Genomic DNA, 21,535 nt, shown 5'->3' with positions numbered 1-21,535 from the left:
GGTTCTACTGCTCCTGGTCGACGACAACGTGGGCCGGCTCAGCTGCCGTGGGCGGCGCTGATGGCGAAAGGGGTCCGCGATTCGTGCAAAGCCTGCTCGCAGGCTTCCAGCGTGTCTTCGGCGACCTGCCGCCAGTCGCGCGAGAACTTGCGCGCCAGTGCGGATTCGTCCCAGTGCCTGTCCAGCGCTTGCGCCAGACCGGCGGCGAGTGCGCCGGCATCGCGCGCCGGCACCAATATTCCCGAATCGGCATCGACCACTTCGGGAATGCCGCCCACCGGCGTGGCGACCACGGGCCGGCCGCACGCCAGGGCTTCCACCAGTACGTTGGGGTGGCCCTCGGAATAGCTGGGCAAAGTCACCAGGTCGGACGCGGCCATCCAGCGTGCGACCTCGGCAGGCGGCTGCGCTCCGGCCAGCGTCACCTGCAGCGAGGGATCGGCGGCAAGGCGCGTTGCGATTTCCTCGCGCATCGGCCCTTCGCCCACCAGCACCAGGCGCAAACGCGGACGTGCGGCGGCAAGCGTGCGGCAGGCGTCCAGCAGTTCGCGCAGGCCTTTCTCCGGAACCAGCCGGCCGACGTAGGTCACCACTTCGGCATCGGCTGCGATACCCAACAAGGTGCGCGAAGCAGCGCGGTCGGCGGGGTGGAAGAGGGAGGCATCGCATCCGTTGGGGATGGTGCGGATGCGCGCAGGGTCGGCGCCATAGTTCTCGGCGGCCACGCGGCCCAGATCCTCGCTGACCACCAGCAGTCGCTGCGCTGCGTTCACCACGGGCCGGGTCAGCGCACGGCTGACGGCATCGCGCACGCGCAGGTCCGAACCGCGCGCGCCCGCCACCAGCGGCAGGCCGGCCCTGCGTGCGGCCTGCATCGCCCCGTAGGCATCGGGGTAGAGCCAGTAGGAAAGCACCAGATCGGGAGCGAACGCCTTCAGCGGCGCATGCAGGGCGCGCGCGCACGACCAGCCGTTCAAAGGACGCGTCACCGCCGGCAAGGCCGGGTAGCGCACGTATTGAACGTCGCAGCCTTCCACTGTCTGCGTGTCGTCGGAAGCGCGGAACAGGTAACTGCGCGGCTGCGCCCAACGCGGGTAGGTGGCGACCGGGCTGACCACGCGCACCGTGGCCAGGCGGGAGAGTTCGCGGATGGTCTGGTAGACCGGGCGGCCGCGGTTCGGTTCGCCGGCGATGGGGAACTGCGAAGTGACGATCAGCAGGCGCATAGGCGACTCTGCCCCGACACGGAAGCAACCGCGCTCGCGCCCGGCCGGTACGCACGCCCGCGCTGGCCGGAAAATCCGGCGGACTGCGTTGTCACTGCTGTGCAGTGAGCCTGACAAGGGGGGGCAAGATGCATAAAAAAGCGTCACCGTCCTCACGCGTTGTTGAGCTGGATGCCTTGCGGGGAATCGCAGCGCTGGCCGTCGTGGCCTTCCACTACACAACGCATTATGGCCAGCAGTACGGTCACACGGCGCCGCTCGGGTTCGGGTTCACCCCGGGCAACTACGGCGTGAACCTGTTCTTCCTGATCAGCGGTTTCGTCATCTTCATGACCCTGGAACGCACGCGCACGGCGATGGATTTCGTGGTCTCGCGTTTTTCGCGGCTGTTTCCCGCCTACTGGGTGGCCATACTCGTCACCGCGGCCGTGGTCTATGCCGCAGGCATGCCGGATCAGCGTCTGCCGATCCGCGACCTGTTGCTCAACCTCACCATGGTGCAGCAGATCCTCGGCGCAGAACACCTGGACGGTTCGTACTGGACCTTGCAGGTGGAACTGTTCTTTTACGCGCAGATGCTGCTGTGGTTCGCGCTGGGCCTGCTCAAGCGCATCCATCTGATCATCCTGCTGTGGCTGGCGCTGGCGATCGGCTACGGGGAAGTGGTGATGCACCACATGCATTTTTCCTATCTGGCCCGCGAGCTGCTGATCCTGCGCCACATTCCCTTCTTCGCCCTGGGCATCCTGTTCTACCGTCTGCATACGCGGCCGCAGGAGAACCGCCTGAACTACGCCATGATCGGTTTGTGCGTGCTGGCGATAGGCGTCGCTTATCCTCTCGTGTACCTATGGGTGGCGCTGGGCTGCTGCGGCATCTTCCTGTTGTTCGTGAACGACATGCTCGGCTGGATGCGCGGCGCGTTCTTCGTATTCCTGGGCAGCATTTCCTATTCGCTTTACCTGCTGCACCAGGCGATAGGCTTCACTCTGATCCACGCGCTGGAACACAGGGGCGTGCCCAGTCTGGCGGCCTGCCTGATTGCCTTGGCCATCGTGATGGCGCTGGCCAGTGCGTTGACCTTCATGGTCGAACGCCCGGCGATGCGGAAGATCCGCTCCTGGTGGCGCGCGAACAGCCTGCAATTGAAATCGGCATGACCCACGCTCCAGAGGGCGCGCGTCCGGAACCCCGCGCAGGTTTTGAAGGGAACGGCGCTTGAGCGGCAACCGGCAGATCGTTTCGGCGGCCGCATGGAGCATCGGCGCCGGCGTGCTGGGCCGCGCGCTTGGGCTGGTGTCCACCCTGGTGGTCGCGCGCTATCTGAGTCCGGAAACAGTGGGCGAGGTGGCGGTGGCCACGATCGTCGTCCTGAGCGCGAACTGGATATCGGCCTGGGGCTGCGGGCAGTACGTGATCGTGCATGGGGGCCAGGGCCGCGCGGCGATCTTCGCCGCCTCGCTGGTGTATCTGGTCTTCGGCGTGCTGGCGCTGGCCGTAGTGTGGTTGGCCACGCCGGCCATTTCCCAGTGGCTTGCCGCTCCCCGATTGAGCGAGTACCTGCCGGGTGCGGTGCTGGGAATGGCGATCCGCCGGCTGGGCGCCATTCCGGACAAACTGCTGGCCCGCGAGTTGCGTTTCAAGCGCATCGCCATCGCCACCGGGATGGGCGACATAGCCTACGCCGTGGTCGCCATGGTCCTGGTCAGCGCCAGTGCGCTGGGCGGGCAGTCGATGATCGTGGCATTCATCGCGCAAGCCTGCGTGATCAGCACCATATTGATCGCCGGCACCGGCTTGCGAAGCTGGCTGAGCCCGGTGCCGGTGACGTTGCGACGGCTGGGCCACATTTTCCGCTTCGGCGCGCCGGTGACCGCCGAGATCACTATGAGCGAAGGCGCGCGGTACTGGGACAAGCCGCTGATGCTGCGCGTGCTTGGCGCAGAGGCCGCCGGTACCTACAACCTGGCTTTCAGCCTTGCGCACCTGCCGGCGCTGTTCGTCGGCGGACATGTCGGCAATGTGCTGTTGCCTGCCATCGTGCGCGCGCAACCGGCACAGCGCGCGCCGATGATCGTGCGCGCGCTCGCGCTGACCGCGGTGGTGCTGTGTCCCATGGCGTTCGGCCTGGCCGTTTGCGCGCAAACCCTGGTCGCCGCGCTGCTGCCGCCGGCATGGGCGCAGGTGGCGCCTTTGCTGAGCGTGATGGCGGTGACTTCGGTGCTGGGGGCCGGCAGTTTCATGCTCGCCTCGTTCCTGGCTGCGTTGGGGCAGAACTTCACTCTGGTCAAAATAGAAGCCTTATCCATCGCCGTGCTGGTCGCCGCGCTCGTGTTCCTGTCGCGCTGGGGGGTGGTCGCCGCTTCCTTCGCGGTGGGAATCGCCTTGGTCGTGCAGTTCGCGCTTTCGGCATCGGCCTGCCGCCGCCATGGCCTGTCGCTGGATGCCCTGGGTGGCCCGTTGGCTCGCGTCCTGGCGGCCTGTCTGCTCATGGTCGCCGGCGTGCTGCTGCTGCGCTGGCGGCTTGCTCCGTCGCTGCACGAAATGAAGATCGTCCTGCTGGCGTGCGAAATCGCGGTGGGTGCGCTGCTGTACGCGGCTTGCCTGCGTTTGTTCGGTCGTGGTCTGCTGCAGGACGTATTCCGTCTGTTGAGCGCGTCCGGAAAAGCGGAGCTGCAGCAGGTGTCGACCGCGTTACGAACGGCCAAGGCCAGCCATGATTGAATTCAACGCCATAGTTCTGCTGGGACGCGATCCCGGATTCGTCCGCGAAGCGGCGCTGACTGTCGGCCAGCGCTTCATCGAGTTGCATGCGGAAGACGCCGAACGGATTTCCCAGGCCGACCGGCGCTACGGACGGCGCGGCGATCTGCCGCGCATCCTGGACCGTTTCCGTAACGGCCTGCGTTTTTTCGCGATTGAGGAAGAGCAGGGCCTGGTCGCCTGGTTCTGGGTGGCGCACAACTGTCCGCGCTATTTCGACGAGTTGTGCTGGCTGCTGGATCTGGGCGCCACCCATGCGTGGGGCCGGGACGCCTTTGTCGCGCCGGAGCGGCGGGGCAGGAAGGTGCTGACGGCGATGATGGATCTGGCCGCTACTCTGGACGATCGGCCAGTGCGCTATCTGTCCGATGTCAGTGCGTCTAATTTCATCTCTTTGCGTGCGCACAGGTCGCTGGGCTTCAAGCGGTTGGCCACGGTCAGTTCGCTGGCGGTGGGCAAGCGGTTGCTGATCCGCAGCCTTCCGCCGGCGTGCATTCCGCGGCCGAGTGCGATTCGGCCGGAGCGCCGGGTGTTGTGGCTAAGCCCGCAAGAACAGGAATGGCATCGCGCGCATATTGCCTAGCAGACCCTCGGCAAAACCGTCGTCATCCCAGCGGAAGCTGGGATCCATCTTGATCTTGATCTTGCATTTGCATTTGCATTTGCATTTGCATTTTCTCCTGCCACTGCTCTAGCGTTCGCTTCTACCTCCTCCCTTGCGCACAGCGCAGGGGAGGATTGAGGAGGGGTACTCTTGATCTTGCTCTGGCCTTTACTTTTTGCTTCGAAGCAAAAAGCGTTTCGCGCTAACGCGCGAGTCACTTTTCTTTGAACGGCAAAGAAAAGTAACCAAAAGAAAGCCGCCCCCGTATCAAGTACGGGGCAGGCTCTACGGCACGCCCGGCGATAAAGCCGCCGGGTCCGCAAGCAGGCCGGGAATTTCCGTAAGACACATCCCTGTATCAAGTACAGGGCAGGCTCTGTGTCTACGGAAACGGCGCACATCCCTGTGCGCCGCCCCTTCGGGGTTTATCCCGGCCCGCTTGCCGCGCCTCACGGGTTAGGTGAAGCCAAAGCCAAAGCCAAAGCCTTAAAGTCGTCATTCCCGCGAAGGCGGGAACCCAGTGACTTTGCTTTAAAGATGGGGTGCGTGGCGGACCGGTCAGTGATTCTTGTCGAGGCGGTAGGCCACAGGTCGTACCAAACGCGCGGCACGCATCGCGCGTCGGCCCAGGCGGGTGATGGCCAAGGTGCCGGTGATCATGGTTTCGCGGTGCGGCAGCAACTCGGAGAGATAGGAGCCTTCCTGCGCCTGGCTGTCGAAGACGCCGACCTGCGGCCATGCGGCAGGAACGGCGGCGGACAGGAAGACTTCGTTCAAGCGGCCGGGGCTGCAGGCGGCGAAATCCGGATGCCAGCCGGTCTTGAAGCCGTTCAGGGTATCGCCCAGCAATAGATTGCTGGTCGATGCGATGACTTTGCCGCCGCACAGGGTTTCGGCGAATACCGCGCCGCGTATTTCGTCGAAGCGCAGGATCATTTCGCGGAAGAATCCGGCCTGTGCGGGAGAGGACAGCAGCGAGGTGCCCGCGGTTCCCTTCCAACCGGCGTGCTCGAGTTGCAGATGGGTTTCCATCGCATCGGCCACGTTCTCTTTGGGCCGGGTGATCCGGAAAGCGGTAGTGCCGCGTTCCTCCAGGCGCCGTTTGCGCCGCCGCAGGTCGCGGTCCATCACGATGACGCCCAGCGCGTGTTCCTGCGCCGGCGGATGCAACCGCAGCACAGGCCGCTGGAAGCGATGCTGTTCGAACCAGCCCCCGTTTCCGCCTTCCAGGCGTCCGCGCAGGGAAGCCAGAACCGGACATTCCGCCGGAAGATTGTGGAAGCCGATGGCATGGGGCCGTTTGCGCTTGCCGTGCAAATAGGCCAATAGGGACTGGGCCACCGTTGCGGACTCGCCGGGTGCGTACAGCAGGCCCGAACGGAAGGTATGCAGGGTGCGGTAGCTGCTCAGGTGCGGAACGGGCACGAACAGGTTGGGGCGCTCGGCGGTGAAGCATCCCGCGCCGATCAGTTCGCGTACGCCCGCTTGCCGCCGTTCGACCAACGCCACCAGGGGCGGCGTGCGCGGAGTCAACCAGCGCGCTGCCGGCAAGACGAATTGCGGCATGGCGAACGGGTTGGGGCGCGGCGTCCGCTGGCCTAGTTCGGTCCACGCCGAAAGCGTCGCCGCATCGAGTTCCTGCAAAGACAGCCATCGCACGGCGACGCTCATGATTCCTGCGCCTGGCCCTGTAGCCGCCACCATGCGCGCCTCAGCGCCGAGGCCCAGCCGTTGCGGTCCAGGGAAAGCCATACCATCTTGTTCTCGGCCATGCCCAGGGTGCGCTTGTACGCCGAGTCGCCCGCCATCAGTTCGAAGCGCGCCATGCCGCTGGCCAATGCGTGTTCCACCGCATGGGTCAGCAGCAGCAGGCCCGGGCTTCCGTAGCTGCCGAAACGCCGGTAATCGATGCCGGCCTGGTAGAAATACGAAGTGTCGCGCCAGACCAGGTTGTACACGTAGCCCACGGTTTGGCCGCCGGCGTTGACGCGGATCAGCTGCGCTCCGTCGCTGGCGTCGGATTGGGCGACAAGGCGCTCATGGAACCGCAGGATGCGCGGATTACCGAACGCGCCGCGTTCCTGCTCCTCCTCGCTCCAGTGGGATTCGTGCAACTGCGCCATCGCCCGGAAGAAAGCGAGTTTCTCCTCGACCGTAACGGCGACGGCGACCGACAATTCGCCGAAGCCGGCCTGCAGTTTCCGCGCCGTTCGCCGCACCGCGGCGCGCGCCTTGCTGCTGAGCACGGTCGGCAGATAGCCGTTGCCGCTGTCGCGCAGCTCGCTCAGATCGATGTAATGCGCGGCGTGCCTGCGCGCGCGCATGTCCATGCCGAGAGAACGGATCCTTTCGAAAGGAACGCTGTCCGCCTGCATGCCCGGCAAATACAGCGTCAACCAGCGTTTGTCGTGATGGGCCAGATGGTCCAGCACCGCCGCCAGCGCTTCCCGCTCGTGCCCATCCTCGCAGACCAGTCCGTTGTACTCGATGGTCAGGCTGTCCAGCATCTTGTCGCCCACCTCGTGCAGGCGCAGATGCAAAGGCCCCAGACCGAGGAAGCGCCTGCGCTGGGTGAAGATGCCCAGCGCGACCAGCCGTGCGCCCTGGGTCACGCTCAACAGGCGCGCGTAGCGCAAGGGGGAGATCAGCGCCAGCCACGGCCCGATCCAGCGCCAGCTGACGAAGAAACTGCAGCGGGAACGGCGTTCCAGTTCCTGCCAGCGCACGCCCAGTTCGTCCAGCGGAGGCAAGGACTCCAGGCGGACCTGGTAAGAGGAATCCGCCGAATGCGCGTGCGAATGCGTGCCCATGGTCAGGACACGCGTACGTCAGCCGAAGGTGGCATCCATTCCTCTCCTTGCTCCGATCCGCGGCGACCATCCCAGCGTTTCGCGCGCCGCGCTGGTGTCGAAATTCGCCAACGGCCGCAGTGAGCGCACGCGGTAGCGCGTCAGCGGAACCTCGCGGCGCAACAGCTTGCCCAGCAACTCCACGCCAAGGCCCAATCCCATGAAGACCCAGGTGGGCACGCGCACCAGCTTGAGCTCGCGGCCGAGTTTCCTGCCGACGCGGTCCAGGTATTCCTGCTGCGCGACCGGCTGCGTATCGACCACGTTGAACACGCCGCCCACCGCTTTGGGCGCGCTGGCCGCTTGTTGCAGCGCGTCCACGACGTCGTCCAGATAAACCACGGGAATGGTTTGCGTGCCGCTACCTATGGCGACCCAACGCCCAGCCAGTGCGATGACGCCGTTCGGAGTGACGCGTTCCGCGCCCGGCCCGAAAATCTGGCCCGGACGCAGGATCACCGCCTGCAGTCCGCGCTCTCGGATCGCGTTCTGCACCAGCATTTCCGCCGAAAGCTTGGTCTGGGTATAGGCGCCGCGCAGTCCGGGGTGCGGTTCCAACGCCGAGGATTCGGTCATGGTGCCGCGCGGATCGCGTCCGGCGTGATCGAACACGCTCATCGAGCTTACATAGACCAATCGTTGCGTACGGCTGGCCAGGCATGCTTCCACGATATTGCGCGTCCCCCAGGTGGTGCCGGCTTCGAAATCGCGCACGCTGCCGCGCATGGCCGCACCCACGTGGTACACGACAGGCACGCCGGCCACGGCATGCTTGACCATGCGCGGATCGCCCAGGTCGCCCACCACCATCTGCACGCCGTCGTCGTTGGCGTATGCCGCGACCGGACGGCGGACCAGCACCCGCACGCGTTGTCCCTGCTCGCGCAGCCGAGCGACCAGCTTGCGTCCCAGAAAACCCGCGGCGCCGGTCACCAGCGCGTCCGCCGGAGGCAGTGCGGCGTATCTTCCTTCCAGCAACTGCAGGCGCAGACGATCGGGTTCGGCGCACACCGGTTCCAGCAGCGCGGCGATGCGCAGCGCATCCTCGCCGCTGAACGGCGGCGGCGCGTGGTCGCGCGCGGCCTTGGCGAATTCCTGCGCGCCGCGCTGGATGCCTGGCGAAGGCTTCAGCATGCCGGTGGCGAAGCGGACCACGTTCCAGGGAATGCGGAACGTGTCCTTGATCGCGCTGACCCACGCATTGACCATGATGCCGATGAATTTCGGGCCCGGCAGCACGCGGTGGATGCGGCAGGTCTGCAGGAAGCGGTCCACTTCGATGATGCCGCGGGTGCCGCGCACGAATACGCGGTTCTCCATCGGACGCGCGTTCCAGGAAAGCAGCAGCCGGCCCACGCCCTGCTGCGCGCGCGCCTGCGCCTGCCATTCGTCGAAGTGCAGATTGGGATCGGTGCCGCGCGACTGGTAGGCCGCTTTCACGTCGGTTACCGGTCCCAGGAAGGCTTCGATGGTGTATAGCCCATGCACGCCCAGATCGCGGAACGGGTACGAGCCCTGGGTGACGGAACCGGGCAATGGGCCGCCGGCATAAGCCGGATACTCGGAGTTGCGCACGATGTCCACCGACACCAGTTCGCCTATCGCGCCCTTGCGCGCTGCGTCCAGCGCCTGCAACAGCACCGGGTCGTATAGATCGGAATGGTTCACGCCCAGCAGCAGGTTTTTTTCGCGCGCTTTTTCGATCATCCGTTCGCAATCGGCGACCGAGTCGGCCATCGGCTTTTCGACCAGTACATGGCAGCCCATCTCCAACGCCGCCAGGGTGATGGCCGCATGCGAAGAAGGAGGTGTCAGTACGTGCACTGCCTGCGGATCGGCGGAGGCCAGTTCGGCCAGCGATGCGACGACCCGCGGCACTCCGTGGCGCGCCGCAAGTGCGCGAGCCGCTTCCAGATTGGTGTCGCAGATGCCCACCACTTCGACGAAGTCCAGGGCTTTCAGTGCGGAGAGGTGATGGCCAGCGACGTAACCGGCGCCGACCAGGGCGACGCGCAATTTAATTGGAGAATCAATGCTCATGGAGTACCGGGTTGAAACTCGAAAGGGAAATTCGTTTGGCGGCCAGCTTCTGCGCCACGGCATCCAGTACCGTCTCGACCCGGTGGTCCCAGGTCTGGTCGGCCACCGAGGCGATGCGCTGTGCGGCCGCTTGCGGAGTGTCGTTGGCCAGCGCGGAGTCGAGCGCGGCCAGGAAGCCTTCGCGGTCGTCGGCGATGCCTACCCACCGGGCGAATTTTTCGATCTCCGCATTGCGCACGCTGACCACCGGCTTGCCGGTGGCCAGGTATTCGCGCAATTTCAGCGGGTTGGCGTTGGCCACCTGCCGGTTGAGGCGGTAGGGAATGATGGCCGCGTCGAAGGCCTTGGCCCAACCCGGCAAGTCTTGATAGGGCTGCGCACCGGTGAAGCGCACATTGGGCAGCGCGCGCAGCTCGCTCACATCGACCGCCGCGTGTCCCACCAGCAGGAACGACCATTGCGGGCGTTGCCGCGCCAACCAGGCGATCAGCTCCAGATCTATCCATTCGTGGATCGAGCCTATGTAGCCGATCACGGGGCCGGCCAGATCGCATGCGGCGGCGGGCACGATGGTCTCCGGATCCTGCGCACGGCCGAACAGTTCCGCATCCACGCCATGCGGCGCGAACAGCGTGGAGGCGTTGAGCGCGCGCTTGCTTTCCAGCAACGCAGGCGGCGCCACGAACAGCAGATCCGCGCGCCGGCTCAGCGCTTCGTCGCGTTGCGCTATCAGGGCCATGTCCACGCCCGGGTGCGCAGCGTAATCGTCGATGCAATAGAAAACGCACAACTCCTCATCGAGCTGTCCGGCCAGGAAGCCGGGGTGCGGCACCACGAACCAGGAGATGCGCCGCTCGATACCCACGTGGCGCAATGCACGCCGCACCGCCCAGCGGCTGAAGCGCCGGTTGAAGGCCTCTACTCCGGGGATGCGCCGGAACGGCAACTGCGGCACCGTGCAGCGCCAGAAGCCTTCGCGTATGCGCTCCGGCGCCTGCAGCGCAGCCCGCAGTTTGCGCAGCGCGCGTTTGAAGTCGCGTCCGCTCGCGTTGGGCGCGCGCATGCCGGGAGAATCGACGTACAGCACGGGAAGGGTCCGCGCCAGCCGCTCGGCCACATGGTGGCTGCTGGTGCGGTTCTCGGCGTTCCAGTCGTTGCCGAAGTAGACGATACCCAGCCCCTGCAGCGGCGCGCGCGCCTCACTCATCGCGCCACCAGCCCACCAGCCAGGAGGTGCCGCCGTGGTAGATCCAGTCCTTGTGCAGGCCCGGTATGGCATCCAGGTGCGGACCGATGCGGCCGCTGGCCGGCGCGAAGAAGGTGACCAGGCCGCAGCGCCCCAGTTGGCGCATGCGTTGCAATGTCGCGGCCGGATCGCTGAGGTAGTAGAGCACCTCGCAGGCGGTAATGAGGTCGAAGCGCTCGCTGCGGTCCTGCCAGGGCAAGTTGAACAGATCGGTCGCGGCGAAATGCGCGGAGGGAAGGCGCAGGCGTGCGCGTTCGATGGCGTGCGCGCTGACGTCGATGCCGTATTGCTCGTCGCTCAGCTGCGCCAGGTATTTGGTTTGATGGCCTTCGCCGCAGCCGATCTCCAGCAGCGAGCCGACATGGCCGAAATTCTTCTCGATGATGCGGTTGGTGGCTTGGAAACGGGCCTGCTCCAAGGCCGAATCCATGTTCCATGGATCCTCGACGTTATAGGCGAGATCGAGCCGGGAATGGTTGTCGCTGCCGCCGACACCACGCAGGGCGTACTTCATCCACAGGCGTCTCTGCGCTTTTTTCAGCAGTCTGGCGGTGCCAGCGAACATCGGTATTTCCCCTGTATTTCAACATTTGCGCAGTATCCCGGCCGGGACCGACGCATTGCCGGTGGGGCTGGGACTCGGCACTTGCAACGGATGCAAGGGAGAGCTGTACCAATCCACCACTTTTCCGCAATCGAACAGGATCCAGGAAGGTCCGTATTCCCAACGTTGTTCATGGGAGTTGAATGGTTCGCCCTGGATCTTCCTTACCTGGTTGCCTTCCATGCCGATGGCCAGCAACTTTTCCGTCGCTGGCCGATGCAGGTCCTGCCTTGGCGCGGCGATGGATTGCGCGGCCTCGGGCACGGTGGTGGCGGGCTGCTGGATGGAAAGGCCATAGAGCACCAGTCCGAGCAACGCTACCAATAGGACATAACGCCAATGCGGGGCCGATCCGGACACCGCGGCAGGCTCTTGCGCCGGATCTCCGTAGGCCTCGGAAGGCGCGTCGCCGGCAATTCCAGCGGGAGTATTGCGGATCGCGCCGGGCAAACGTCCGTACGCGCGATGGAATTCGATGGCGGCCGCATATCGGCGGTTTAAGCGTTGTAAGCGAGAGATATCGGAGGAATTGTCAGGATGATCGGGATGCAACTGGGCAACGCGCCGGCGGTAGGCCTGCTTGAAGTCGGCCATGCTGCACTCGGCATCCAGGCCCAACTCATCGTAGAGCGCAACGAAGTCGGTATCTTCCGCCATACACGCGAACCCTTGCCTTTGTTCCCCGCGGTTATCCTACAGTGGACCGCTTTGCGGACGCCGGCGCAATCCGGGGCGAGCGAATGGGGATTGCGCAGGGGTGCGCAGGACGGGCCGGGGCGGCCGAGGGGCTGAGCCGGCCGTATTCGCGGTGAAGCGGGGATCGGTCCCCGCGTTGCAGAAAGAACAGGGGGAGTTCCATGAGTCTATCGTCGCGTGCCGGAAGGCGTCAGATACTGGCCCGTCGAAGCCATGCGGCGGGCCTGCTGCCTGCGTTGCGGCGGCTGCGGGCGGCGTTGCGCCAGGATCTGCGCATCCTGGCCTACCACCGCGTGCTGGATTCGGCCGATCCGGACGGATTCAGTTTCGATACCGAGCTGATCAGCGCCACCGGTGCGCAATTCCGCGAACAGATGCGCGCGATCAAGCGCGATTTCCACCCCATGCGCTTCGACGAAGTGTTGTCCTGTATCGACGCCGATCGGCGTTTACCCAAGGGTGCGATCCTGGTGACCTTCGATGACGGTTACGACGACAACTACAGGATCGCTTATCCCATTCTCCGCGAGCTCGGTATGTCGGCCATGTTCTTCGTTTCCACCGGCCACATCGATTCGGGCATGCCGTACGCCTACGATTGGCTGGTGCACATGGTCTGCACCACCTCGGCGCCGAGACTGCTGGCGCCGGAGCTGGGCATGGATTGGGAAATTCCCGGGGCGTTGCCCGAACGGCGCGCGCTGGCGGCCCGGTTGCTGGACCAGCTCAAAGGCCTGGACGACGCCGGTCAGGAAGCGCTGATCGCCCGGCTCGAGCGCGAATGGGATATTCCGCGCAGCGCCGGCCATCCGGACTGCCGGCCGATGAGCTGGGAACAGTTGCGCGAGATGCACCGGGGCGGCATGGAAATCGGCTCGCACGGCGTGGGCCATCGCATGCTGGCCAAGCTGCCGCGCGCACAGATGAGCGAGGAAGTGAATGGTTCCAAGCAGTCGCTGGAGCGCGAGCTGGCCGCGCCGGCGCAGGTGCTTTCCTATCCGGTGGGCGGGCCCGACGCCTTCGACGCCGCGACCATCGAGGTGGTGCGCTCCGCGGGTTTCCGCATGGCCTGCAGCTACATGGCCGGCACCAGCGCGCTGGCGCCGGATTCGCGCTACTGCATGCGCAGGCTGCCGGTGGAAAGCGAAATGGATGCCGCCTGGTTCAGCGCCATGGTCTCGGTGCCTGAGGTCTTCAGTTATTCGTCGCGTTTGCGGACAGGTTGATCGGAGTCACAGGGGCAGATGTTCTTCTTCATGATGGTGTACCTGATCCTGGTGATCATCCGTCCCCAGGACTATCCGGCGGTGGTGGATTCGCCGGGCCTGCCCTGGCAGCCGATCGCGCTGATCCTGGCGGCCGGGTTCTGGCTGTTCTCCGAGCGCAAGTCCTTCGCGGCGCCGCAGTACCTGCTGTTGCCGGTGTTCCTGCTGGTGGCGATGATTTCCAAGATCGTCAACGGCTGGACCGGCGGCGCGGTGTTCGTGTTCGCGCTGTTCGCGCCGGTGATCCTGGCGTTCGTGCTGTTGTCCAACGCGGCCGATACCCGCAGCCGCCTGCGCACCACCATGGCGGTGTTCGCCATCTGCGGTGCGGTGCTGGCGGTGCATGGCATCCAACAGTCGACGACCGGCATCGGTTGGACCGGCGTCGAGATGTCGCAGGAGACCCGCATCCAGTACGTGGGTATCTTCAACGATCCCAACGACCTGGGCATGCTGTTCGTGATGTGCCTGCCGATGGCGGTCTACCTGGGCGCCCGCGGCGGTCTGCTGGGCTTGCGCCGGCTGTTCTGGTGGACTGCCGCCGGGCTGCTGGTCTACGGCATCTACCTCACCAATTCGCGCGGAACGCTGCTGGCGCTGGTGGCCATCCTGGGCGTCTACGTCTGGCAGAAGCGCGGGCTGGTGACCGCGGGCGTATTGGCCGTCGGCGCGCTGGCCGGACTGATGGCGATGCCCTCGCGCATGCAGGAACTCGATTCTTCCGAAGCGTCCGCCGCCGGCCGCATCGATTCCTGGTACGAAGGCATCCAGATGTTCATCGGCGACCCGTTGTTCGGCGTGGGCGCCGGTGGCTACACGGACGTCAATCCGCTGACGGCGCACAATTCCTTCGTGCTGGTGCTGGCCGAGATGGGAATCATCGGCTTCACCATCTGGCTGGCCATCGCCGGCTACAGCTTCCGGATGACACTGTCGGTGCTCAAGCGCGGCGACGAGGTCATGGACGATGTGCCGGCCGAGGTGCCCGACGAAGTCGTGGTGTCCGACTGGCGCGACGACCGTGCCTTGACCCTGACCTTGCTGCTGTCGCTGGTCGGCTACTTCGTCACGGCTTTCTTCCTGAGCCGCAGCTACGTGATCATCCTGTACCTGCTGGTGGCGTTGATCGTGGCCAACTACGTGCGCATGCGCGGAACCTATCCGAGCCTTCCGGCGTTCAGCCTGGACAAGGATCTGGTGCGTTGGCCCGTCTATGCGGTGCTGTGGGTGATCGGGCTCTACATCATGGTCAAGGTGCTGTTGGCTACGGTATGAATACGCGCGCCCACACCCTTCGCAACACGTTCTTCTCCTCGGTGGGGCTGTACACCGAGTACGTGCTCGGCATGCTCACCTCGATCATCATCGCCCGCCATCTGGGGCCGGACGAGTACGGCGCGTACAGTCTGGTGATCTGGCTGGTGGCGGTGGGCGTGGCCACGACCAACTCGGGCACCGCAAGCGCGGCGATCAAGTTCGTGGCCGAACTGCGTGGCTCCGGCAATCTGGAAATGATTCCGACCCTGCTGGATTACCTGCGTCGCGCGCAGAGGCTCTTCCTGCTGTTCGTTCTGCTGGCCGGGGCGGCGGTGTTCCTCTTTGCTGGCGATCATGTCGCGCCGGGCATGAACCACTTGATGTTGATGGGGTTCCTGGTGGTGTCGGTGGCATTGCGCGCCTCGTACATGTTCAACATCGGCGTGGCCAAGGGTTTCGAGAATTTCCGCGCCACCGCCATCGTGTCGCTGGTGTCGACGCCGATCAATCTGGGTTTGGTCATCGCCGCCTGGTTCTTCGACGCGAGTGTGGAGTGGTTGCTGGCGGTGTTCGTGGTCTCCGGCCTGGTGTTCTACGCGGTGTCGCTGCGCCAGATCAGGCCGCTGATACCGGCGCGCGTGCCCGGCACCAGAATTCCCGACGCGCTGATGGGCAGGGTGCGTCGGCACATGGGGTGGACCACGCTCACGGTGTCGGTCGGCTTTCTGGCAGCCAGCGAAGTGGAGGTGCTGTTCCTCACCCTGTACGCCGACAGCCACGATGCGGGCCAGTTCAAGGTCGCCTACCAGCTGGCGATCGGCGCGGCGACGCTGGTGCCCGGCGTGTTCGGAGCGCTGCTGTTGCCGATGATGGCCAATGCGCTGAGTCGCGGGCGCGAAGTGGCGGGACGGCGTTTCGTCGCCAGCACCGGCTATCTTGCGTTGCTTGCGATGCCGCTGATGGCCTTCGGCGCGGTGTTCTCCGATGCGGTGATCCATCTGCTCTACGGCGACGCCTACCTGGCGGCCGGTCCGGTGTTCGCGGTATGCCTGGCCGGTGCGGCGATCACCACCATGACCCAGGGCGGCTCCAGTCTGCTGGTCAGCGCAGACCGGCAGCGCAGCATCCTGATGCTGGTGATCGGTTCCGCCCTGCTCAAGGTGCTGCTGGATGCGGTGCTGATCATGCATTTCGGATTGGATGGCGCGATAGTCGCCTACGGTCTGGTGGCGTTGATCAACGCCTCGGCGATGATGGCTTTGTCGATACGCGTCAGCCGCGCGATGCCGGACTGGTTGCGGATGTTGCGGATTGCCTTGGCGGCTGCGGTCGCGGCCCTTGTCGCGCTGCCGCTTCGCGGGCAGCTGCTGCCGTGGGCGCAGATCGTATTCGGCGGTCTGCTGCTGGGTGCGGCCTACGTGGCCTTGACGATGCTGCTCGGTTGCTGGAGCCGTGGCGACATAGAGCACCTGCAACAGCTGTATCAGCGTTTCGTCCCGGGAAAGCCGCGCATGGGCACGCGCCTGCTGGAATGGGCGCATGATCGTGCACCCGGGGAGGGCGCGCCATGACCGGTCTGTACGAGCCCCTGTTCCGGCGCGTCCTGTTCCCCGCATACGAGTCGGGGCTGCGCCGTCGCAAGACATTGAGCTACCTGCGCGAGTACGAACGGAGCCAGTGGCGCACGCCCGAAGAAATCGAGGCGCTGCAGTGGCAAAAGCTCAAAGGCCTGGTCCGCCATTGCTGGGAACAGGTGCCTTACTACCGCGAACTCTGGCCGACCCTGGGCATAGGCGCCCCGGAAGACATCGCCAGCCCGGCCGACTACGCGCGCCTGCCGGTACTCACCAAGCCGGAGATCCGCGCGAACTTCGACAAATTCATCGCTCCGACCCACCGCGAGGGCCTGCTCTACAAGACCACCGGCGGCTCTACCGGCGAGCCGCTGCGTTTCGGCTACACGCGCGAGAGTTACGAACGCCGCCTTTCCATCATGTGGCGGGGCTATGGCTGGGCCGGTGCGCGCCTGGGGCAGCGCACGCTGTACCTGTGGGGAACGCCGGTGGGCGCGCAGAAGCGCAAGGACCGGATGTACCACGCCGCTTTCAACCGCTACATGCTCAACGCCTTCGAGATGACCGAAGAGCGCATGGCCGGATACGCCGACGCGGTGGACCGCTTCCGCCCCGAAACCATAGTTTCCTACGTCGCTCCGATAGTGAAACTGGCCGAATGGCTGATCGCCAACGGCAGGCGCATCCACCGCCCGCAGCGGATCCTTGGGGCGGCCGAGTCGCTGCACGAAAGCCAGCGCAAGATCATCGAGCAGGCGTTCGGCTGTCCGGCCTACAACACCTACGGCTGCCGCGAGTTCATGCTGATCGCCGCCGAATGCGAGCATCGCGGCGGCCTGCACGTCAACGCCGATCATCTGAAGGTGGAACTGGGCGACTCGGCGGACGCGGGGCCGCGCGATGTGATCGTCAGCGATCTGCACAACTACGGCATGCCTCTGTTGCGCTATGCCAATGGCGATCTGGCCACCACCGGTGCGGGAAGCTGCACTTGCGGGAGAGGCCTGCCGGTGCTGGCCAGCGTGGACGGGCGCAAGCTGGATGCCCTGCGCACGCCGGACGGCCGTTTCGTTCCAGGCGAATACATCGTCTACGCTTTCTTGTACGCGACAGGCATCAAGCGCTACCAGGTGGTGCAGAAGCGCTTGGATGCGTTCGAGATCCGTATCGTCCGGGACCGCGATTTCGATTCCTCCGCCGTCGATCTGGTGCGCGGGGAATTGCGCAAGGTAGTGGGCGACAGCGTCGCCCTCGATTTCCAGTTCGTCGAAGAAATTCCGTTGACGCAGACCGGCAAGTTGCGGGTCACGGTTTCGGAGCTGGCATGAACGCGACGCCCAGCCTGCGCATCACCCACTTCGTCGAGAACATGGAGCGCGGCGGCCTGGAGCGGACGGTCATCGACCTGATCGCGGCCCAGCGCGAAGCCGGCCACGAATGCCGCCTGGTCTGCCTGTTCGACCGCGGCATCCTGGCCGACGAACTTTCCGCCACCGGCGTGAGCGTGGAAGTCTGCGGCAAACGCACCGGCGCCGATTTCCGCGCCTTGCGCCGTGCGCGCGATCTGCTACGCGGCGGCGGCGTGCTGCACACCCACAACGCCGCCGCCCACTACCATGCGGTGTTGGCCTCGGCCGGCTTGCCGTTGCAGCGGGTGGTCAACACCCGGCACGGCATGGGCGAAAGCAATCCCCGCAGCCGGCGCGAATGGCTTTATCGCCGTTCCATGCTCGGGACGGATTACGCCGTGGCGGTCTGCGAAACCGCGCGCCGGCATCTGCAGGACAACGGGGTTTCGCCGCGCTCGGCGCTGTTGTCCATTCCCAACGGCATACGCACCGAAGGTTTCCGCGCCGCGGGCGATGCGGCGCGCGCGCGCTTGCGCGACGAACTGGCGCTTGCGCCCGGCAGCCGGCTCATAGGCACGGTGGGCCGGCTGGAGCCGGTCAAGGACCAGGCCAATCTGATCCGCGCTTTCCGGCAAGTGCGCCTGAGCGTGCCCGAAGCGGCGCTGGTGCTGGTCGGCGACGGCGCATTACGGCGCGAACTGGAGGCGGTCGCGGCGGCCGAAGGCGTCGCCGATGCGACGCGTTTCCTGGGTGACCGCTCCGACGTGCCGCAATTGCTGCAGGGGCTGGATGTCTTCGCCCTATCTTCGGTGAGCGAGGGTTATTCCATCGCGTTGCTGGAAGCCTGCGCCGCGCAACTGCCCATCGTGGCGACCGACGTGGGCGGCAATGGCGAAATCGTGCGCGACCGCCGCAACGGACTGCTGGTGCCGGCACGCAACGCCGACGCGCTGGCCGCGGCGCTGACCGAATTGCTATCGTCTCCCGCCCACGCGGCAGCCATGGGACAAGCCGGCCGTCAGTGGGTGACGCATGAGGGCTCGTTCCGGACCATGGCCAGCCGCTACGAAGCGATCTACCGCAACGCCGCAGTGCGCCCGGGCAGCGGGCCATGACTCATGGACCGGGCCGCCAATCCATCCGCAAAGGGAACCATCGCCATTGCTGCCCGCCCCAATCCGCGCGCCAACTGAGAAACCTCCCACCCGCTTCGTGTCCATTGCCATTCCCATGACTCCACGGCCCAGAAAACTCAAGATCCTGCGTTGGCTGCCAAGTTCGCTGGTGACCACGAACGGTTCGCGCGCGGGCCGCAATCTGTATCTGACCTTCGACGACGGCCCGCATGCCCAGCACACCGTTCCGCTGCTCGAACTGCTGGCCCAGCATCAGGCCAAGGCGAGTTTTTTCCTGATCGGCAGCCAGATCGAAGCCCATCCGGAACTGGCGCGCCGCATCGCCAGCGAAGGGCATACGCTGGGCAATCATTCCTTCACCCATCCGCATTTCGAGAAGTTGGGGCTGTCGGCGCAATTGGACGAAGTGGAGCGCACCGACGCGCTGCTCAGCGCCATCGACGGCCGGTCCCGGCACAGTTTCCGGCCGCCACGCGGGGTGATGCCGCCGCGCATGCTGGCCAACTTCTTCCGCCGCCGCCGCCGCACCACTTACTGGTCCTACGACAGTCTGGACTACAGCCGCCGTCCGGCGGCCGAACTGGTCGAGATAATCCGCCGGCATCCGGTGCAGGCGGGCGACATCCTGCTCATGCACGACGACAGCACGCTGTCGCTGGAGATGCTGACCGTGCTGATTCCCGAGTGGAAAGCCATGGGTTTCGATCTGCAGGCCTTGCCCGCCGATGCCTGAGCGGCGGTTCTCCGGCCGCGGCCGGGCTGGCCTGCGCGGGCCGCTTATCCCGTTGATTGCCATGTAACGGCAGCGGCCGAACGCAATAAGGTAAGGGGGAAATCTTGGGCACTCTGCAATGGAGCGTGCTGCAATGGGGCGCGGTAGCGGTCGTCCTGGCCGCGGCCGCCATGGCCTTGGTGGTCTGGCGTCTGCTGCGCGCGCGCAATATGGAAATCTGGATCGGCAGCTACCTGCGCCGTAGCATCCCGCGCGTCACCGGACAGCCGGTGCACGTGATGTTCTGCTTCGTCGACCATTTCGAACCGATGTGGCATGGCGCCGACCTGGACACCCAGCGCGCACGGGTGGATCGCTGGTGCCGGGACTACCGCAAGCTGGCCTCGGCCCACCGCGATGCGGATGGCCGTCCGCCGCAGCACAGCTTCTTCTATCCGGAAGAGGAATACGCCGAAGAGCACCTCGACAAGATCGCCGCGCTTTGCGCCGACGGTTACGGCGAGCTGGAAATACACCTGCACCACGACAACGATACCGAAGCCAATTTCCGCGAAAGCATCCGTCGTTTCTGCAACGTCCTGCACGAACGCCATGGCGCGTTGTCGCGCGATCCCGCTACCGGCGAGCTGAGCTTCGGCTTCATCCACGGCAACTGGTGCCTGGACAACTCGCGCGGCGACGGACGCTGGTGCGGCCTCAACAACGAACTGATCCTGCTGCGCGAGTTGGGTTGCTACGCCGACTTCACCCTGCCGTCCGCGCCCAGCGACACCCAGACCCGCACCATCAATTCCATCTACTACGCCACCGACGACCCGCAACACCCCAAGTCGCACGACGACGGCGTGGCGGTGCACGGGGGCGGCAGCGCCACGGGCGATCTGATGATCGTGCAAGGCCCGCTGGGTTTGAATTGGCGAGAGCGCAAGGCCGGTGTGATTCCGCGCATCGAAAACGCCGACGTGCGCCGTGGCTGCCCGCCGACCCCGCAGCGCGTGGACGACTGGGTGCGCACCGGCGTGCACGTGGAAGGCAAGCCTGAGTGGGTGTTCGTGAAAGTGCACACCCACGGCACCCAGGAATACGACATGGACACGCTGCTGGGGCCGCCGACCGACGCCATGCACGCGCATCTGGAGCGCGCCTACAACGATGGCGAGCGCTACGTGCTGCACTACGTCAGCGCGCGCGAGGTCTACAACATCGTCAAGGCGGCCGAAGCGGGCAAGCAAGGCAACCCCAACGAATACCGCGACTTCATTTTGCCGCCGCCGAAGTCTTCGTGGGCCGGCTCCGCTCAAGCCTCCGTGCGGAGCGCGGCATGACCACGGCCACTTCCCTGCAATCTGCCAACGGCAGCGGCCGCTCCGCGGAACCGCTGGTCAGCGTGATCATGCCGGTATTCAATGCGGAGCGAACGCTGCGCAAATCGGTGGATTCGGTGTTGCGGCAGACGCTGGCCAATCTGGAGCTCGTGCTGGTGGACGATTGTTCGCAGGATGGATCGGGCCGGATCATGCGCGAATACGCCAACACGGACTCCCGCGTGAAGATCGTCCACCAGCCGGCGAATGCGGGCGTGGCCGAGGCCCGGAATGCGGGGCTGCGTGCGGCGTCGGGGAGCCATGTCGCCTTCCTGGACAGCGACGACTGGTGGGACCCGCGCAAGCTGGAATTGCAGCTTGCGCAAATGCAGGAAAGCGGAGCGCTGGTTTCCTACGCGGGCTACCAGCGGGTCGCCGAAGACGGCCATCTGCTGTCCTGCGTCGAGCCGCCCGCGGAGATCGCTTACGGCGACATGCTCAAGAGCAACCACATAGGGAATCTCACCGGCGTCTACGACCGCCGTCTGGGCGATGTGCCGTTCGTGCGCATGGGCCATGAAGACTATGTGTTCTGGCTGGACCGCGTGCGCCGCGCAGGCCATGCCGTGCGGGTGCGGCATGAAGGTCCGCTGGCGTATTACCTGGTGCGCAACGGCTCGGTTTCCTCCAACAAGTTGCGGGCGGCGCGCTGGCAGTGGCGCGTGTACCGCGAATCGGAGCATCTCACCCTCTGGCAGGCGTGCTGGTACATGCTCCACTACGTCAGGCATGCGCTTTCCAAGCGCGGCTTTGCCGCGGTCTGAGCGGCTGCGGTACGAAAAATGCCGCCTGTATCGAACAGGCGGCATTTTGTTTCCCCGAAATTCCC

General features: G+C 65.4%; 18 protein-coding genes. 11 read left to right on the top strand and 7 right to left on the bottom strand.

All coding sequences use genetic code 11. The annotated features are described in order from the left end of the window. Nucleotides 1–38: 38 nt before the first annotated feature. Nucleotides 39–1,226: a glycosyltransferase gene (locus tag CSC73_RS12800; protein WP_163840815.1), complete on the bottom strand. Its 1,188-nt coding sequence runs from the start codon at nucleotides 1,224–1,226 to the stop codon at nucleotides 39–41. Nucleotides 1,227–1,354: 128 nt separating this feature from the next. Between CSC73_RS12800 and CSC73_RS12795 the strand changes: the two genes are divergently transcribed. The 3 genes from CSC73_RS12795 to CSC73_RS12785 are packed head-to-tail and all read left to right on the top strand — an operon-like array spanning nucleotide 1,355 to nucleotide 4,572. Then, entirely contained in the window at nucleotides 1,355–2,386 is a 1,032-nt protein-coding gene (locus CSC73_RS12795; protein WP_281352900.1) for an acyltransferase family protein, read from the top strand. Nucleotides 2,387–2,444: 58 nt separating this feature from the next. Beyond that, nucleotides 2,445–3,950, top strand: coding sequence for an oligosaccharide flippase family protein (locus CSC73_RS12790; protein WP_163840813.1), 1,506 nt, complete (start codon nucleotides 2,445–2,447; stop codon nucleotides 3,948–3,950). Beyond that, nucleotides 3,943–4,572, top strand: coding sequence for a GNAT family N-acetyltransferase (locus tag CSC73_RS12785; RefSeq protein ID WP_163840812.1), 630 nt, complete (start codon nucleotides 3,943–3,945; stop codon nucleotides 4,570–4,572). The genes CSC73_RS12790 and CSC73_RS12785 overlap by 8 nt, the downstream gene beginning before the upstream one ends. A 579-nt stretch (nucleotides 4,573–5,151) precedes the next feature. On the opposite strand, the gene CSC73_RS12780 is transcribed toward CSC73_RS12785, so the two are convergent. Genes CSC73_RS12780 through CSC73_RS12755 form a run of 6 tightly spaced genes read right to left on the bottom strand, consistent with a single transcriptional unit; the run spans nucleotide 5,152 to nucleotide 11,989 of the window. Continuing rightward, nucleotides 5,152–6,264, bottom strand: coding sequence for a GNAT family N-acetyltransferase (locus tag CSC73_RS12780; RefSeq protein WP_163840811.1), 1,113 nt, complete (start codon nucleotides 6,262–6,264; stop codon nucleotides 5,152–5,154). Continuing rightward, a complete protein-coding gene (locus CSC73_RS12775) occupies nucleotides 6,261–7,403 on the bottom strand; it encodes a GNAT family N-acetyltransferase (RefSeq protein WP_163840810.1) in 1,143 nt (380 codons plus the stop codon). Before CSC73_RS12775 ends, CSC73_RS12780 begins: the two co-directional genes overlap by 4 nt. A gap of 18 nt (nucleotides 7,404–7,421) precedes the next feature. After that, nucleotides 7,422–9,482: an NAD-dependent epimerase/dehydratase family protein gene (locus CSC73_RS12770; RefSeq protein ID WP_163840809.1), complete on the bottom strand. Its 2,061-nt coding sequence runs from the start codon at nucleotides 9,480–9,482 to the stop codon at nucleotides 7,422–7,424. Continuing rightward, nucleotides 9,472–10,689 (bottom strand): glycosyltransferase, encoded by a 1,218-nt coding sequence (locus tag CSC73_RS12765; protein WP_163840808.1) that lies wholly within the window; start codon nucleotides 10,687–10,689, stop codon nucleotides 9,472–9,474. Before CSC73_RS12765 ends, CSC73_RS12770 begins: the two co-directional genes overlap by 11 nt. Continuing rightward, complete coding sequence (locus CSC73_RS12760; protein ID WP_163840807.1) at nucleotides 10,682–11,293, bottom strand: class I SAM-dependent methyltransferase; 612 nt, start codon at nucleotides 11,291–11,293, stop codon at nucleotides 10,682–10,684. The genes CSC73_RS12765 and CSC73_RS12760 overlap by 8 nt, the downstream gene beginning before the upstream one ends. A gap of 18 nt (nucleotides 11,294–11,311) precedes the next feature. Next, a complete protein-coding gene (locus tag CSC73_RS12755) occupies nucleotides 11,312–11,989 on the bottom strand; it encodes a J domain-containing protein (protein ID WP_163840806.1) in 678 nt (225 codons plus the stop codon). Between the two features lie 200 nt (nucleotides 11,990–12,189). Between CSC73_RS12755 and CSC73_RS12750 the strand changes: the two genes are divergently transcribed. The 8 genes from CSC73_RS12750 (at nucleotide 12,190) to CSC73_RS12715 (ending at nucleotide 21,470) form a co-directional block, all read left to right on the top strand. Next, nucleotides 12,190–13,254 (top strand): polysaccharide deacetylase family protein, encoded by a 1,065-nt coding sequence (locus CSC73_RS12750; RefSeq protein ID WP_246197516.1) that lies wholly within the window; start codon nucleotides 12,190–12,192, stop codon nucleotides 13,252–13,254. An 18-nt stretch (nucleotides 13,255–13,272) separates the two neighbouring features. Continuing rightward, nucleotides 13,273–14,568: an O-antigen ligase family protein gene (locus CSC73_RS12745; protein ID WP_163840805.1), complete on the top strand. Its 1,296-nt coding sequence runs from the start codon at nucleotides 13,273–13,275 to the stop codon at nucleotides 14,566–14,568. Then, nucleotides 14,565–16,121 carry an oligosaccharide flippase family protein gene (locus CSC73_RS12740; protein WP_163840804.1) on the top strand — a complete coding sequence of 519 codons (1,557 nt, stop codon included), beginning with the start codon at nucleotides 14,565–14,567 and terminating at the stop codon, nucleotides 16,119–16,121. The genes CSC73_RS12745 and CSC73_RS12740 overlap by 4 nt, the downstream gene beginning before the upstream one ends. Beyond that, on the top strand, nucleotides 16,118–17,452 hold the full coding sequence (locus CSC73_RS12735) for a phenylacetate--CoA ligase family protein (RefSeq protein ID WP_163840803.1): 1,335 nt from the start codon (nucleotides 16,118–16,120) through the stop codon (nucleotides 17,450–17,452). Before CSC73_RS12740 ends, CSC73_RS12735 begins: the two co-directional genes overlap by 4 nt. Then, the gene (locus CSC73_RS12730; protein WP_246197515.1) at nucleotides 17,449–18,588 is read left to right on the top strand and encodes a glycosyltransferase; all 1,140 of its coding nucleotides are present in this window, start codon (nucleotides 17,449–17,451) and stop codon (nucleotides 18,586–18,588) included. Before CSC73_RS12735 ends, CSC73_RS12730 begins: the two co-directional genes overlap by 4 nt. Before the next feature lie 115 nt (nucleotides 18,589–18,703). Beyond that, nucleotides 18,704–19,342: a polysaccharide deacetylase family protein gene (locus CSC73_RS12725; RefSeq protein WP_163840802.1), complete on the top strand. Its 639-nt coding sequence runs from the start codon at nucleotides 18,704–18,706 to the stop codon at nucleotides 19,340–19,342. Between the two features lie 104 nt (nucleotides 19,343–19,446). Next, complete coding sequence (locus CSC73_RS12720) at nucleotides 19,447–20,667, top strand: hypothetical protein (protein WP_246197514.1); 1,221 nt, start codon at nucleotides 19,447–19,449, stop codon at nucleotides 20,665–20,667. After that, nucleotides 20,664–21,470, top strand: a complete 807-nt coding sequence (locus CSC73_RS12715; protein ID WP_163840801.1) for a glycosyltransferase family 2 protein — start codon at nucleotides 20,664–20,666, stop codon at nucleotides 21,468–21,470. Before CSC73_RS12720 ends, CSC73_RS12715 begins: the two co-directional genes overlap by 4 nt. Nucleotides 21,471–21,535 lie beyond the last annotated feature (65 nt).

The organism is Pseudoxanthomonas sacheonensis (genome assembly GCF_010093305.1).
Lineage (GTDB): Bacteria > Pseudomonadota > Gammaproteobacteria > Xanthomonadales > Xanthomonadaceae > Pseudoxanthomonas_A > Pseudoxanthomonas_A sacheonensis.
This window is presented reverse-complemented; position numbering and strand designations above follow the sequence as displayed.